The 15,206-nt window shown below is 60.2% G+C and carries 14 protein-coding genes; 2 read left to right on the plus strand and 12 right to left on the minus strand.

Annotated features, from left to right (window positions below):
* Positions 1–95 precede the first annotated feature (95 nt).
* From BUB69_RS07360 to BUB69_RS07390, 7 genes are all read right to left on the minus strand, one after another.
* A complete protein-coding gene (locus tag BUB69_RS07360; protein WP_073163955.1) occupies positions 96–785 on the minus strand; it encodes a DUF4197 domain-containing protein in 690 nt (229 codons plus the stop codon).
* Positions 786–858: 73 nt separating this feature from the next.
* A complete protein-coding gene (locus BUB69_RS07365) occupies positions 859–1,263 on the minus strand; it encodes a YbaY family lipoprotein (RefSeq protein ID WP_084537062.1) in 405 nt (134 codons plus the stop codon).
* Positions 1,264–1,325: 62 nt separating this feature from the next.
* Positions 1,326–3,818 (minus strand): glycerol-3-phosphate 1-O-acyltransferase PlsB, encoded by a 2,493-nt coding sequence (gene plsB / locus BUB69_RS07370; protein ID WP_073163958.1) that lies wholly within the window; start codon positions 3,816–3,818, stop codon positions 1,326–1,328.
* A gap of 415 nt (positions 3,819–4,233) precedes the next feature.
* The gene (locus BUB69_RS07375) at positions 4,234–4,611 is read right to left on the minus strand and encodes a hypothetical protein (RefSeq protein ID WP_024686157.1); all 378 of its coding nucleotides are present in this window, start codon (positions 4,609–4,611) and stop codon (positions 4,234–4,236) included.
* 19 nt (positions 4,612–4,630) lie between these two features.
* A complete protein-coding gene (locus BUB69_RS07380; RefSeq protein WP_073163961.1) occupies positions 4,631–5,440 on the minus strand; it encodes a putative RNA methyltransferase in 810 nt (269 codons plus the stop codon).
* Positions 5,440–6,591, minus strand: coding sequence for a succinyl-diaminopimelate desuccinylase (gene dapE / locus BUB69_RS07385; RefSeq protein WP_073163964.1), 1,152 nt, complete (start codon positions 6,589–6,591; stop codon positions 5,440–5,442). The genes BUB69_RS07380 and dapE overlap by 1 nt, the downstream gene beginning before the upstream one ends.
* A gap of 100 nt (positions 6,592–6,691) precedes the next feature.
* Positions 6,692–9,211 carry a glycosyltransferase family 2 protein gene (locus BUB69_RS07390; RefSeq protein ID WP_073163967.1) on the minus strand — a complete coding sequence of 840 codons (2,520 nt, stop codon included), beginning with the start codon at positions 9,209–9,211 and terminating at the stop codon, positions 6,692–6,694.
* Between the two features lie 237 nt (positions 9,212–9,448).
* On the opposite strand from BUB69_RS07390, the gene tcdA reads away from it, so the two are divergent.
* Entirely contained in the window at positions 9,449–10,279 is an 831-nt protein-coding gene (tcdA, locus tag BUB69_RS07395; RefSeq protein WP_073163970.1) for a tRNA cyclic N6-threonylcarbamoyladenosine(37) synthase TcdA, read from the plus strand.
* Here tcdA and BUB69_RS07400 read toward each other — a convergent pair.
* Genes BUB69_RS07400 through BUB69_RS07415 form a run of 4 tightly spaced genes read right to left on the minus strand, consistent with a single transcriptional unit; the run spans position 10,270 to position 13,366 of the window.
* Positions 10,270–10,677, minus strand: a complete 408-nt coding sequence (locus BUB69_RS07400; RefSeq protein ID WP_073163974.1) for a SufE family protein — start codon at positions 10,675–10,677, stop codon at positions 10,270–10,272. The two genes, tcdA and BUB69_RS07400, sit on opposite strands and share 10 nt — an antisense overlap.
* Positions 10,674–11,879 (minus strand): aminotransferase class V-fold PLP-dependent enzyme, encoded by a 1,206-nt coding sequence (locus tag BUB69_RS07405; protein ID WP_073163977.1) that lies wholly within the window; start codon positions 11,877–11,879, stop codon positions 10,674–10,676. The genes BUB69_RS07400 and BUB69_RS07405 overlap by 4 nt, the downstream gene beginning before the upstream one ends.
* Positions 11,880–11,938: 59 nt before the next feature.
* Positions 11,939–12,973 (minus strand): 2,3,4,5-tetrahydropyridine-2,6-dicarboxylate N-succinyltransferase, encoded by a 1,035-nt coding sequence (gene dapD, locus BUB69_RS07410; protein WP_073163980.1) that lies wholly within the window; start codon positions 12,971–12,973, stop codon positions 11,939–11,941.
* A 45-nt stretch (positions 12,974–13,018) separates the two neighbouring features.
* Positions 13,019–13,366 (minus strand): ArsC family reductase, encoded by a 348-nt coding sequence (locus tag BUB69_RS07415; protein WP_073163983.1) that lies wholly within the window; start codon positions 13,364–13,366, stop codon positions 13,019–13,021.
* A 229-nt stretch (positions 13,367–13,595) separates the two neighbouring features.
* Here BUB69_RS07415 and BUB69_RS07420 point away from each other — a divergent pair, with 229 nt between their 5' ends.
* Complete coding sequence (locus BUB69_RS07420; RefSeq protein ID WP_073163987.1) at positions 13,596–13,826, plus strand: hypothetical protein; 231 nt, start codon at positions 13,596–13,598, stop codon at positions 13,824–13,826.
* A gap of 175 nt (positions 13,827–14,001) precedes the next feature.
* Here BUB69_RS07420 and dapC read toward each other — a convergent pair whose 3' ends face one another.
* Positions 14,002–15,195 carry a succinyldiaminopimelate transaminase gene (gene dapC / locus BUB69_RS07425; RefSeq protein ID WP_073163990.1) on the minus strand — a complete coding sequence of 398 codons (1,194 nt, stop codon included), beginning with the start codon at positions 15,193–15,195 and terminating at the stop codon, positions 14,002–14,004.
* Positions 15,196–15,206 lie beyond the last annotated feature (11 nt).

Here is a 15,206-nt window from a genome sequence, read left to right on the forward strand (position 1 = left end):
GCGGCACTACCTCCTGGACGTAGCGCTGTCGCACAGCAAACTCAGCGGGAGCGGACCGGGCGGCGTTCCGCTCCCACGAGTTCATGCCGAAGCGCTTACAAGGCGCCAAATACCTTTTTCGCCAGCCCTGTCGCGGCAGCGGCCGGGTTGGCGCGGATGCTTTCTTCCTGTTTGGCGATCATCTCGAACAGCCCATTGAGCGCTTGCTCGGTCACGTAGCTTTCGATATTGGCGCTTTTGGTGTCCAGCATGCCCAGTGCCGACGCTTTGCCAGCAAAGGCGTTGTACTTTTGCGCCAGACCGACCTGATCGGTGGCTTTCTTGACGATGGGCAGGAATTTTGCGCGGATCTGTTCGCGGCTGCTGCTGTTCAGGTACTGAGTCGCTGAATCCTTGCCACCGCTGAGAATCGCCTTGGCATCGGTCACGCTCATTTTCTTCACGGCGTCCACCAGCAGCGCCTGGGCTTGTGGCACGGCCGCTTCAGCGGCCTGGTTCATGCTGGTTTCCAGCTGATCGACCTGAGTGCCCATGCCGAGCATTTTCATTTTCTTGGCGACCTGACCCAGTTTGCCAGGCAGTTCGATGCGCACTTCATCGTTTTTGCTGAAACCGCCGGGCACGCCTAGCTGCTTCACGGCGACTTGTGCGCCCTGGGTCAAGGCGTCTTTGAGGCCGCCCGTGGCGTCTGATTGCGAAAGATCGCCCAGCGACAGGGCGAAAACGTTGGCCGACAGCAGCAGGCCTGCGCAGAGGCCGGCAAAGGTAAACGAGGGGCGAAGCATGGCAGCATCCTTTTCAAAGAAATCTTGGAAGCAGCACCAAAGCAAGTGTCGGCGCTGTATGGCAGTGAGCGTATCAGGGAAGCGGCTGCGCGGGGTTCAATCTGATGCGTAAGGGGTCGGGATCGGTGCCGTCCAGTTTTACAGCATGCTGTTCGGTGCTGATGAACAGCAGTCTGCCGTCGGCTTCGATCCGCGCACTGACCGCATAACGATGGCCTGGCTGAACCTGACCGACGTCGTATTTCAGGTGAAAAGGCAGTGGGACCTGGCCTTTCACCGGACCGCTCTGATGCGCCAGTTGCACGGCAGCCACATCGGCTTTGGAGACATCCTGAAGGCTGACGCTGAGGATTGCAGATGGGGGAAGCGCGATGCGTTGCAGGTAGAACACCTCGCCGTTGAGGCTGGCGTCGGGTGTTTGCATGCTACTGCAGGCTCCGAGCAGGGCAGTGGCGAGGATAAGGCTGAGCTTTTTCATGTGAATCTCCGTTTCGATCACGCCAGAAGACGCCTGACGTGATCGGCGGAAATTTAGCGCATTCAGCTGGCCGGGTCTGCTTCGGTTACATTTTCGTGCTGGTGCAACGCCACCTGGCGGATAGAGAGCCTGATTTCTGCCGGCAGCACACGCTTGGCGGCGCCTTCGGCCAGCTCACCCAGCAGCGGGTGATAGCTGAGCTTGCCAGCAGCGTCTCTGCGCAACACGCCTTGGTCGAGCAGCGACTGGATGAAGTGCCGGAACAGGCTTTTGTCGAAGAATTCCGGCGCATTGAGGCCATGCAGAATCGACAGGCGCTGGGCCATGACCGTACACAGGTCTTCCAGCTCCTCGGGGCTCAGGGTGTTCTGGCCGCTGTTGAGCAGCAGAGCGATGGCCATGTAGAAGCGCTGCAGGGTCTGGGCAATGGCGCGTGACAACAGGGTCAGCAGGACGAATTCGCGTGAGCTGGGCTCCGGGCGGATGTACACGTCGTCCTTGAGACGCAACAGGCCTTGTTCGACAAATGCTGCCAGCCACTGGTCCACAACCTCGTCCAGCTCGCTGAGCGGCCAGCGGATGAACAGCTCCGATTGCAGGTACGGATACAGCGCCCGGGTATAACGCAGGATCAGCTCGCGGCTCATGCGCGAAGAGCTCTGGAAGAAACTGGCCAGCAACGACGGCAGCGCGAAGATGTGCAGTACGTTGTTGCGGTAGTACGTCATCAGAACGGCGTTCTGCTCGTTGAGGTAAAGAATCCGGCCCAGCGCATCCTTTTGTTCGGCGAGCAGGTCCATGCCTTTCACGTGCTCGATCAACGCGCGGCCATCGCCTTCCGGCAGGGTCGTGTGCGGTGAGTACGGCACGGCGCGCAGCAGCGTCAGGTACAGGTCGAGCACGCGCTCCATGGCCTGATCATCCAGTGCCAGACGGTGGGTGGACAGCAACGCCACGGCCACCAGATTCATCGGATTGACGGCTGCCGCTTCGTTCAGGTGCTGGGCCACGCGTTCGCCCAGGCGGTGGGTGGTGCCGCTCAGCCAGTCCGGCTTGAACTGCGGAGCCAGCTCCTGTTCACGCCAGTCCGGCTGTTCGGCATCGAGAAACCCGGCCAGCTTGATCGGCTCGCCGAAATTCACCGAAACCTGACCGAAACGCTGCTTGAGCGCGCCGATGACTTTGAAGATGTCGAAGATCGACTCTTTCTTCTTGGTCGCGCCGCGCAATTCACCCAGGTAGGTGCGCCCTTCAAGTACCCGCTCGTAACCGATGTACACGGGGATAAATACGATCGGCATGCGCGAGTTGCGCAAAAAGCTGCGCATCGTGATGGCGAGCATGCCGGTCTTGGGTTGCAACATGCGTCCGGTGCGCGAGCGACCGCCTTCCACGAAGTACTCGACCGGAAAACCCTTGGTGAACAAGGTGTGCAGGTATTCGTTGAACACCGCGGTGTACAGCGGGTTGCCCTTGAAGGTGCGGCGCATGAAAAACGCGCCGCCGCGCCGCAGCAGGCTGCCGATCACCGGCATGTTCAGGTTGATGCCCGCCGCGATGTGCGGCGGCGTAAGGCCATTGCGAAACAGCAGGTAAGAGAGCAGCAGGTAATCGATATGGCTGCGATGGCAGGGCACATAAATGACCTCATGGCCGGGCGCGACTTCCTGCACGCCTTCGATGTGGCTGACCTTGATGCCGTCGTAGATCTTGTTCCAGAACCAGCTCAGCACCACTTCCAGAAAGCGGATGGCCGAATAGGTGTAGTCCGAGGCGATCTCGTTGCCATAACGCAGTGCCAGCGCCCGGGCCTTGTCTTCGGAAATCTTCTCGCGCTCGGCTTCCTCAAGAATGGCCTGCTTGACCAGCGGCTCGTCCAGCAGTCCCTTGACCACGTTACGCCGGTGCGACACGTCGGGGCCGATCACGGCGCTTTTCAGGTTGCGGAAATGCGTGCGCAACAGGCGCTGTGTCATGCGCAGGGTCAGCTCGTAACCCTTGTTCTCATCGACCAGTTCACGCATGTGAATGGGCGCAGAAAACTGCACGCGGGTCTTGCGGCCCAGAATCAGAATGCTCACCAGACGACGCAGGCGACCTGTGACGGCCCAGCTGTCGGCAAACAGCAGCTTCCAGGCGCTGGACTCGCGATCAGGCGACTGTCCCCAGAACACACTGACCGGAATGATCTGCGCATCCTCGGTCGGGTTCTGGCTGACTGCCGCGACCAGCCGCTCAAGCGTGGGCGGTGCGCCGCGTTTGTCCTGGCGGCCGAGCCAGTCGGGTGAAGGCGTCAGGTAGAAGAACGCAGCGGGCTCCATCAGGTTACCGACCGAGACCGACAGCACGGGGCGCGGCAGACCGGCCTTGCGGCATTCGGTGTCGATGACCGCCAGATCGCTGATCGACGGCGATTGCAGGGCATAGAAGACCGGACGGCTGCGATCCAGGTTCAGTGTGAAAGACGATTGATTGATAGTTTCCGAGCGAACCCAGAGGTACAACAAACGGCGCAGAGTGCCGAATACAAGACGGCGGAACGGAGAGCGAGTCATACGGCTTCTGCTGAATAAAGGGCGGCTGCCCGAGATGGCGCCAGTGTGACGCATCCCGAGGCGATGGGCAAAAGGGGTGATGTGAGCCGGGTGCCCTGATCGATGATCTGCAATCCGTGCCAGCGTGACGCAGAGCGCCCCGGGCTGCATGCCCCTGCGCAGCACTCATCGGTATACGCAGGTGCGGAAGACGCGGAAAACCTGGGCCAAAACGAAAGTGTCTGACCGAATGCGTACGTCTGGGAGGCGGCTTGCCGACGATGGCGTCAGTTCAGCCGCTGATGGGGTGCTTAAGAAAAAGCATCGCCGGCAAGCCGCCTCCCACAGTCGGTGGTTGCAGCAGGACTTGTGCATAACGATGAGCGCGGCGCATGGGCAGGATCAGAGCTGTGTGTGCCAGCTGCAATCCTGTCGCTTACGAAGTCCGCCAGGTGATTTCTTCTTCACCATCGGCACTGATGCGCATCCAGCGGTCGGCGGTGTCGTCGCTTTCCTCTTCCACCCAGGTGCCCGGTGCGCAGCGGACTTCGACGTTCAGCGCAGCGAACGCGGCGCGGGCGCAGGCGATGTCGTCTTCCCACGGCGTCTGGTCGCTTTCCAGGTACAGGCTGTTCCACTTGCCCACCGCCTTCGGCAGCCAGGTCACGGGCACGCTGCCAGCCTTGCACTTCCAGGTCTGGCCTTTCTGGACCCAGTCGCTGCACGGGCCGAGGGCCTGGCCGAGCCATTGGGCGATAGCCTTGTGATCGACGTCTTCGTCTTTCAGGTAAATCTCGATATCAGGTTGGCGCATGGGTGCCTCTTTTGAATGCTTATTGCAGCACGAAATAATCGTAGCGCATGGAAACGGTGACCTTGAACGGTCCGGGTTGCTCGATGACGGCGGTGCGACGTTCGGCGCTCGCGCGCCAGCCGTGTGGCGTCATCGCCAGCAGGTCGGCGCGGGACTGGCCGTCGATCAGTTTCAAGGTGTAGCGCAGCGTTTCGCTGTGCTGGAGCTGCATCCCCTGCGGGACCAGCGCCAGGTGCTTGTCATCGGCGTAATCGCGCACTTCGTCGTACAGACGCTGGCGCAGTTCCATCAAGTGCTCATTGGTCGGGCCGACGCGCATCAACCCACCGCCCGGCGTCAGTAAACGCTTGGCTTCGTTCCAGTCCAGAGGGCTGAAAACGCTCGCCAGAAACTGACAGCTGGCGTCCGGCAATGGCACGCGGGCCATGCTGGCGACCATCCAGGTCACCTTCGGATCACGACGGCAGGCGCGTTTGACGGCCTCGCGTGAGATATCCAGCGCGTAGCCGTCGGACCTTTGCAGCGCCTCGGCGATCTGTTGGGTGTAATAGCCCTCGCCACAGCCGATGTCTAGCCAGTGGGCGGGCCTGCGCTCAGCCGCCAGCTCGGCCAGTCGCTGGGCAACAGGCGCGTAATGGCCAGCGTTGAGAAAGTCTCGCCGTGCCTCGACCATCGCCTGATTGTCGCCAGGGTCGCGGCTGTTCTTGTGCTGTACCGGCAGCAGGTTCAGGTAACCCTGCCGCGCGCGGTCGAAGCGATGATTGGCGGGGCAGACCACGCCATTGTCAGCCGCACTGAGCGGTGCCGAGCAGATAGGACAGGTCAGCATCAGGCGAGCAACTTGACCAGTGTCTGGTAGTAGATCTCGGTCAATACGTCGAGGTCGCTCGCCAGAATGCGTTCGTTGACCTGATGGATCGTGGCGTTGACCGGCCCCAGCTCGACCACCTGAGTCCCCAGTGTTGCGATGAAGCGACCATCCGAGGTGCCGCCACTGGTCGAAGCCTTGGTGTCGCGGCCCGTGACGCTCTTGATGCTTGCGGATACGGCGTCCAGCAACGCACCCGGTTCGGTCAGGAACGGCAGACCAGACAGCGCCCAGTCGATGTGCCAGTCCAGTTCATGCTTGTCGAGAATAGTGGCAACGCGCTGCTGCAAGCCTTCGACCGTTGATTCAGTGGAGAAGCGGAAATTGAACACCGCCACCAGATCGCCCGGGATCACGTTGGTCGCGCCCGTGCCGGAATTGAGGTTGGAAATCTGGAAACTGGTTGGTGGAAAGAAGTCGTTGCCGTTGTCCCAGTGCTCGGCAGCCAGCTCGGCGAGCGCGCCCGCAGCCAGATGAATCGGGTTTCTGGCCAGGTGCGGATAGGCGACATGGCCCTGTTTGCCGCGCACGGTGAGCCTGGCGCCCAGCGAACCGCGACGGCCGTTCTTGACGACATCGCCCACCAGCGTAGTGCTCGACGGTTCGCCGACGATGCACCAGTCCAGACGTTCCTTGCGTGCCGCCAGACGCTCGACCACCGCCTTGGTGCCGTGGTGCGCCGGGCCTTCTTCGTCGCTGGTGATCAGAAACGCCACCGACCCCCGGTGATCGGGATGGTCGGCGACGAAGCGTTCGGCTGCCACCAGCATCGCCGCCAGACTGCCCTTCATGTCCGCCGCGCCGCGTCCGCACAGCATGCCGTGCTCGTCGATCAGTGCGTCGAACGGATCGTTCTCCCACGCTGTGACCGGGCCGGTCGGCACTACATCGGTGTGACCGGCAAAACACAGCACCGGACCTTCCCGGGTGCCGTGGGTCGCCCAGAAATTGTCCACGTCTTCGATACGCATCGGCTCAAGCTTGAACCCGGCCTCGCCCAGCCGCTGCATCATCACGGTCTGGCAATCGGCATCGACGGGCGTGACCGACGGTCGACGGATCAAATCGCAGGCAAGCTGCAGGGTGGGCGAAAGGTCGGATGAGGCCGTCATGTACAGAACTCCGGTAGCAAGACTGGTGGGCGCGAAAAGGCCGTTATCTTATAGCAAAACGACGGCCGTAGACCGTGGTTTATCTTGCCTGCCGGATCTGTCACGTTGTCATACGAGATGCTCGACCCGCCTGAACAGACAATGCCGCCATGATGACCGCAGCCAGATAGGGCAAGGATTTCACCAACAGCATTGCGATCCAGAGCCCCAGGTCGATACCGCCTGACACGTCGCTGAAGCACAGCCCGACAGCCGCCAGCCAGAGCAGCAGCAAGATCCATAGTTCGGTACCGGCTTCGGACAGCGCCTGTCCAAGGTGGCTGCCGCTGGTCCGTTTAGGTGTGCGAAAAAAGGGCAGTTGCGAAGTGAATACCCCTGAGATCACGGCTTTGCCAATGGTGGGGTAGAGCGCCATGCCTGCAAGGATCGCCGCCAGGGCATCGTGCACACCTCTGCTGATCAATCGTCCGTAAAGAACGGCAACCTTCAGGGTTCGCAACACGAACATCAGCAGCAAAGAGGTTGAGAAGATCCAGGGCACGGGTCCAAAGACATGGGGGGCAAGGATCATCGCTGCCGTCCACAGCAGAACGATGAGCGTCATCAGGTAGTTGACACCTTCTGCTGCCCACGGCACCCAGCCCGCTAAAAAATGATAACGCTGTATCGCACTGAGCGAGGCGGTTCTGCCCATGAACAGGCTTGCTGAATGTCGCTTGAGAATCTGCACCGCGCCATACGCCCAGCGATGACGCTGTTTCTTGAAGTCTGTAAACGAGTCAGGAGTCAGTCCCTTGCCATAGCTGATCGGGCTGTAGCCGGTCGAAAAGTCATTTTTCAGCACCCTCAAACCCAGTTCGGCATCTTCACAGATTGACCACTGTGCCCAACGCAATCTCTGCAGGACCGTGCGCCTGATCATCGTCATCGTCATCGTGCCGTGTTGAATAATGGCGTCATGGTCATTACGTATGACCATCCCGATATTGAAGAAGCCGCGGTACTCAGCCTCGCAGCAACGCTTGAACAGGCTCTCGTTGCCATCACGATAATCCTGCGGCGATTGAATCACGCCGATTTGCGGGTCTGCAAAATGCGGCACCATGTGCCTGAGCCACAGATGATTGACGCAGTAGTCCGCGTCGATCACTGCCACTATTTCGGCGTCTGCTGCGGTACGGTCGATCAGGTAATTCAACGCTCCGGCCTTGAAGCCGGATAACGGATCGACGTGAAAAAATCTGAAATGATTGCCCAGCTCACGGCAGCGCTGTTCGACCGGTTTCCAGACCTCCGGGTCGTGAGTGTTGTTATCGATAACGAGTACTTCGAAGTTCGGGTAAACCAGACGATCTAACGCATTAAGCGTCAGAATGACCATGTCCGGCGGTTCGTTGTAGCAGGGAATGTGTACCGAGATCCTGGGCACATAGCTTTCTTCAAGACGCTTGGGAAGAAAGAATCGGGGATGTTCGGTTCCCCAGCATGCTTCCAGAAACTCATGAGCCTCTATCGCCACATTGGTCAACAGTGAGCACGCCCAGATCAGGCTGAGGGGCAGCGCAAGCCACAGGGACAGCGACCCGCTTGCCGCCAGGCCTGCGGATATCAGCAGGCAGTAAGCCAAGGCAATGATCGCCGTCGCACTGGTGCGTGATTCGGGTCGCAGGCGCGTGATCATGCGTCTGTATTGGTCCTGCCACTGCACGGGCATAAGCACCGGCCCTGCGAGTTGCATTTTGGGTTGGCGCCGGGCATTGAAGAAGCCCCAATGGGGACCTGGCGGCCCTTCATCAATCTTCCAGTCCTGATCGAAGGCCTCAATCATGAAGTAGTCGTAGCCCTGCCGATTCAGCAGGTGCAGTTGATTGCGCAGGTAAAGGGTTTGAGTGGCTGGAGAGGAGAAAAGTCTTCTGGCTGCACTCCCTCTGGCGGGCCAGCCGATTTCGGAAAGCAGGACCGGTTTGTCGGGGAACATCCGGGTTAATTGCGCTGCCCGGTCCAGGACGTCCGAGACCGCCTGTTCCGGTGAAATGGCTTCCCAGAAGGGCAGTATGTGAGCCGCGACGCAGTCCGCATGCTGCGCCAGCTCGGGGACCTCGACCCATAGGGTCCACACTTCAGACGTCGCGACCGGAATGCCGACCTGTTGCCGTGCGAAGTCCATCAAGTCCAGCAGTCGAGCAAGCGTGATATCACCGCGATAGAGCGCCTCGTTACCGATCAACAGTCGATTGATGTTGGCGTGACGGTTGCACAGGTCTATCGCGACACTCAGCTCCGCATCGTTTTGCTTCTCGTCCTGAGAAATCCATACGCCGAGGGTGACGGTCATGCCCAGTCCAAGCGCCACTTCAGGAATGCAGGCCAGAGAGCCCTGTACCGAGTAGATCCTGATGCTTCGGGTGAAGGGTCTTATAAGTGCCAGGTCTTCTTCGATCTGGGCCCGTGACGGATAGATTCGCTTGCCAGGCTCCTGCCCCGGTCGAAAGGGCGAGTACGAAAAGCCCGAGATGGTCTCAGGCCAGTCGGGTGCTTCCTGGGTTTTCCTTTTGAGCAAATCTGCTGTCGAGAACCGTTCTGCCAAGCCTTTTTTATGAACACGCCAATTGCTATCCATGCAGTCCTGTCTGTGTTGAGGTGACGGTGTAGCTCCTTTAATTAACTGTAGCGGTGTAGGCGTAGCGCCGTTTTATACGGTTAGAAAGTTTGGCAACAAGAACACCGGTTCTTAGCTTTTTTTGCAAACCGCCGGCTGTCGTGAGCGGGCACGCAAGGTTGCATCGGTGCAGAGCACAAGGGGTGTCGCAACGCATTCAAACCCCTATAATGCGCGCCGGTTTTTGAGGTATTGATCATGAGCGCAGAAGATCCACGTTTCGCAGGCATTGCCCGTTTGTACGGCATCGAGGGGCTGGAGCGCCTGCGTGCCGCGCATGTGGCGGTGGTCGGTATCGGCGGCGTGGGATCCTGGGCGGCGGAGGCGCTGGCGCGCAGCGGCGTGGGTGAAATTTCGTTGTTCGACATGGACGACGTCTGCGTGAGCAATACCAACCGTCAGTTGCATGCGCTGGACAGCACGGTGGGTCGTGCGAAAGTCGAGGTGATGGCCGAGCGTATTCGGGCTATCAACCCTGATTGCGTGGTGCACGCAGTGGCTGATTTCGTGACCCGAGACACCATGGCCGAGTGCATTACGCCGGAACTGGACTTCGTGATCGACTGCATCGACAGCGTCAACGCCAAGGCAGCGCTTATCTCGTGGTGCAAACGTCGCAAGATCCAGATGGTCACCACCGGTGGCGCGGGTGGGCAGATTGATCCCATGCTGATTCAGATCGCCGACCTCAACCGCACCTTCAACGACCCGCTGGCCTCCAAGGTGCGTTCGACCCTGCGTCGCGACTATGGCTTTTCACGGACCCCGAACCGCCACTACAGCGTGCCTTGCGTGTTCTCGACCGAGCAACTGCGTTATCCGAAACCGGATGGCAGCATCTGTCTGGAAAAGAAATTTGTCGGCGACGGGGTCAAGCTGGACTGCGCGGGCGGGTTTGGTGCGGTGATGATGGTGACCGCATCGTTTGGCATGATTGCCGCCACGCGTGCCGTGGACAAGCTGGTTGCTGGCACGCGCCGTCCCTCGGAGCGCGTCAAACCTGCTGCTGCAGTTTCCGGTCATGCCTGAGTCAGCGCTCTCATTTTCTCCAGCACAGCGTTCAGGCCATTGCTGCGCGAGGGTGACAGCTGGCGACTCAAGCCCAGTTGGCTGAACCAGTCCGGCAAATCCACACCCTGCAATGCCTCGGCTGAGAGGCCGTTTACCCTCGCCAGTAACAGGGCGACCAGCCCGCGTATCAAGCGAGCATCGCTGCTGGCGCGGAACTGCCAGTGACCTGCGGTCACAGTGCCTGTCAGCCAGACCTTGCTTTCACAGCCGTGCACCAGATGCTCATCCGACTTTTCGTCATCGCCCAATGCCGGCAGTCTGTCGCCCCATTGCATCAGCAGGCGCGCGCGCTGTTCCCAGCCTTGTTGCTGGTTGAACGTGTCGAGCGCCGTTTGGGCGAGCAAGGGAAGGCTCATCTGAGCATGTCCAGGGCCTGATCCAGCGCGCTGAAGAATTGCAGCAGGTCATCCGAATCGTTATACAGCGCCAGCGAAGCCCGGATGGCACCGGGGAGGCCGAGGCTCTTGAGCAATGGCATTGCGCAGTGATGACCGGCGCGCACGGCAATACCCTGTTCGGTCAGCAAATGCGCAAGGTCAGCGTTGTGCACGCCTTCCACCACGAAGCTGACCAGCGCCAGATCCGGTGAGCCCAGCACCTGAATGCCGTCACGTTGCTGCAGGCCTTCCAGCAATCGGCGATGCAGCTTGAACTCATGTTCGGCTACCGACTGGTGGTCGAGGCTGTCCAGGTAATCCAGTGTTGCGCCCAGGCCGATCACGCTGGCGATGGGCGGTGTACCGGCCTCGAAGCCCAATGGTGCAGGGCGAAACGTCGAATGATGGTAATCGGCGGTCAAGACCATCTCGCCACCGTACTGCCAGTGGGTCAGGCTGGGCAGCGCGTCGTTGCGGCCGAACAGCACGCCGAGCCCTTCAGGGCCATACAGCTTGTGACTTGAGAACACGTAGAAGTCGCAGCCCAGCGCCTGAACGTCATGGCGGCCATGGACCACGCCTTGCGAACCGTCCACAACTGTCAGTGCGCCCTGTGCCTTGGCCAGCGCGATAAGGCGCGACAGGGGTTGCACTGTACCGAGGACGTTGGAGAGCTGGCTGACCGCCAGCAATCGGGTACGGGACCCGATCAGATGGGCCGCTGCCGTGCAGTCAATCACGCCGTGGGTGTCGAGTGGCAGAATGACCAGCTTGAGGTCCAGGCGCTGCGCCAACTGTTGCCAGGGCAAAAGATTGGCATGGTGTTCCAGCGCGCTGATGACGATTTCATCGCCTGCCGTGAACTCGTGCGCCAGACCGTAGGCCAGCAGGTTCAGAGCCGAGGTCGCACCGTGGGTGAAAATGATCTGTCCCGAGTCACCTGCATTGAGCCAGTGGGCAGCCTTGCTGCGACTGTTCTCGAACGCCTGGGTGGCATGTGCGCCGGGCAGATGCTGCGCGCGATGCACATTGGCGGCACCGTTTGCGTAGTAATGAGTCAGGGCATCGATCAATGCCTGGGGTTTTTGCGTGGTGGCGGCGTTGTCCAGATAGATCTGGCCTTGCCGTTGCAAGGCGGCGATGGCAGGAAAGTCAGCGCGCCAGGGAGAAAGGAGGGGCATGGTCGTTCCAGCTTGTTGAAGCGGGTTCAGGGCCTGAGACCCTGAACCCGGCCACGGCATCAGTTGTGAGCGTGCAGTGCTTCGTTCAGCTCGATGGCCGACTTATGGGTCTTGCATTCCACTGCGCCGGTCTGCGAGTTGCGACGGAACAGCAGATCGTCCTGACCGGCCAGCTCGCGAGCCTTGACGATCTTGACCAGCTCGTTGTTCTCATCGAGCAATGCCACCTTGGTGCCAGCCGTCACATACAGGCCCGATTCCACGGTGTTGCGATCACCCAGAGGAATGCCGATACCGGCGTTGGCACCGATCAGGCAACCTTCGCCGACCTTGATGACAATATTGCCGCCACCCGACAGCGTGCCCATCGTCGAGCAACCGCCCCCCAGGTCCGAACCCTTGCCGACGAACACGCCAGCCGATACGCGACCTTCGATCATGCCCGGACCCTGGGTACCGGCATTGAAGTTGACGAAGCCTTCATGCATCACCGTGGTGCCTTCGCCGATGTAAGCGCCAAGACGTACACGTGTGGCGTCAGCGATACGCACGCCGCTCGGCACCACGTAGTCGGTCATTTTCGGGAACTTGTCCACCGAGAACACTTCCAGCAGCTCGCCCTTCAGGCGCGCTTCCAGTTGGCGCTCGGCCAGCTCGCTCAGGTCCACAGCGCCCTGGCTGGTCCAGGCCACGTTCGGCAGCAACGGGAAGATGCCGGTCAGGTTCAGGCCGTGCGGCTTGACCAGACGATGCGACAGCAGGTGTAGCTTGAGGTAAGCCTCAGGTGTCGAGGTCAGCGGCGCATCTTCGGCCAGCAGTGTGGCAACCAGCGGCTTGTGGCTCTCGGCCAGACGGTTGAGCAGCGCAGCCTGTGTAGCGTCGACCGATTTGACGGCGTCGGCCAGTTTGTACGACTGATCGACATTGAACGTAATGGCCTGATTGCCGCCGGTGTAGCCCAGCGCTGGTGCGATGGCGGCGATCAGCTCTGCCGACGGATTGATCAACGGCTGGGCATAGAACACTTCCAGCCATGCGCCTTCGCGGTTTTGAGTGCCAACGCCGAAGGCCAGGCTGAACAGGGTAGTGGACATGGAATACCTCGTAACTTATCTAAGGGCTATCAGTAGCGTCCCGGCTTACTGAAAGGCCGCTGCATACAGGTCGGGTTTGAAGCCAATCAGGGTCTTGTTGCCGAGATCGAGCACAGGGCGCTTGATCATGGACGGCTGCGCGAGCATCAGTTCGATGGCCCTGGCCTGATCGATATCGGCCTTCTGCGCATCGTCGAGCTTGCGAAAGGTGGTGCCCGCACGATTCAGCACGACTTCCCAGCCGTGCTCGTTGCACCACTGGGTGAGGTGCTCACGGTCGATGCCTTGCGTTTTGTAGTCATGAAAGTCGTAGCTGACGGAATGTTCGTCGAGCCAGGTGCGCGCTTTTTTCATGGTGTCGCAGGCTTTAATGCCGAATAGATTGTAAGTCATTGATTTTTATAGGGAGCTTGTCGTTGTCGGATGTTCCCTACCGCCTCCCGTGAAAATTAGCCGGTGATTATGCCACGTCGGCGCATTCAGCGCTTTGCGCACGTTGGCATTGCGTACAGTGCGAATTAGATAATCACTATAACTATGATTAAGAAAGTTTCATTCTTGCAACCTTGAGCGGCCACTCGTCGCGGGCAATGATAACGCTCCACTTCAAGGTTGGTGCGTTATGTCTGAACAAGAAAAAAAGCGTCAAGAAGCGCTTGTCCGGCAACGCTACTACAGGGAACGTCAACGCGCTGAAGGTTTCAAGCAAAACACACTCTGGATTCACAGCGAGGCGGAGGCGGAAGGAAGAATGGCCGCGCGCGAAGGAAAGCCGCTGTTGCCGATGCAATCGCACGATCCCGTTGGCTGGGCTGTCGGTTGGGTGGGTGAGAAACTGAGAACAAGGCAATAGACGTTTCGCCAGTCGAGGGTGCGGCACGTTGCGAGCCTCAATGCGTGCCGCGCCCTTGCTGTGTAACACCTGTCATGGCCGCGTCGTGCCGCAGCACCTGCGCAGCGGGTCCTGACAATAAGGTGTATGCCGTCAGAATCCCCGCCACACATCGCGCGCAGCGGGGGCGCCCGGTTTACTTGCTGACGAAGGCACGAATCCTTTCAGCGGCCTCAATGCATTCAGCCAGCGGTGCGACGAGTGCCAAGCGCACTCGGCCAGCGCCCGGGTTGAAGCCGTCGACGTCCCGGGACAGATAAGATCCCGGAACGACCGTCACATGCTGATCGACAAACAGGTCACGGCAGAAGGCCGCGTCGTCGGTCCCCACATGCGGCCACAAATAGAAACCACCGTCCGGGCGTTGAACATCCAGCACCGGAGCCAGGATATCCAGCACCGCGTCGAACTTCTCGCGATACAGGTCGCGATTGGCGCGCACGTGTTCCTCATCATTCCAGGCGGCGATGCTGGCCAGTTGGGTTTGAACGGGCATGGCGCAGCCGTGGTAGGTGCGATACAGCAAAAACGCTTTGAGAATGTCCGCGTCGCCTGCCACGAAGCCTGAGCGCAGGCCCGGCAGGTTGGAGCGTTTGGACAGGCTATGGAACACCACGCAGCGCTTGAAATCCTGGCGACCCAGCTCGACGCAGGCGCTGAGAAGGCCCGGTGGCGGCGTCTGCTCGTCGAAATACAGCTCGCTGTAGCATTCGTCAGCGGCAATCACGAAGTCGTACTCGTCAGCCAGGGCGATGAGCTTCTTCAGGGTTTCGACAGGGATCAGCGCGCCGGTCGGATTGCCTGGCGAGCACAGGAACAGAATCTGACAGCGTTTCCAGATGTTCGGCGTCACCGCATCGAAATCAGGGTTGAAACCGTTTTCGCTCAGGCAAGGCAGGTAATGCGGCTGCGCACCTGCCAGAAAGGCAGCACCCTCATAGATCTGGTAGAACGGATTCGGGCTGACGACCAGGCCGTCATCGCTGCGATTGACGACGGTCTGAGTGAATGCAAACAGCGCCTCACGCGTGCCATTGACCGGCAGCACATTGCGCGCCGGGTCCATCCAGCCTTCGGGCAGCTCGAATCTGCGCGTACACCAGCCTGCAATGGCTTCGCGCAGCGCGGGAATGCCCAGCGTGGTCGGGTAGACCGCCATCTGGTCCAGGTTGTCGGCCAGCGCTTTGGCAACGAAGTCGGGTGAGCGATGCTTCGGCTCGCCAATGGACAGCGCGACCGGGCGTTTTTCCGGGTTGGGCGTCACGCTGCCGAGCAGGGCGCGCAGCTTTTCGAACGGATAGGGCTGAAGCAGTTGCATGGCGTTGTTCATGAGTCAAAGGC

This window comes from Pseudomonas asturiensis (assembly GCF_900143095.1).
In the GTDB taxonomy this organism is placed as follows: domain Bacteria; phylum Pseudomonadota; class Gammaproteobacteria; order Pseudomonadales; family Pseudomonadaceae; genus Aquipseudomonas; species Aquipseudomonas asturiensis.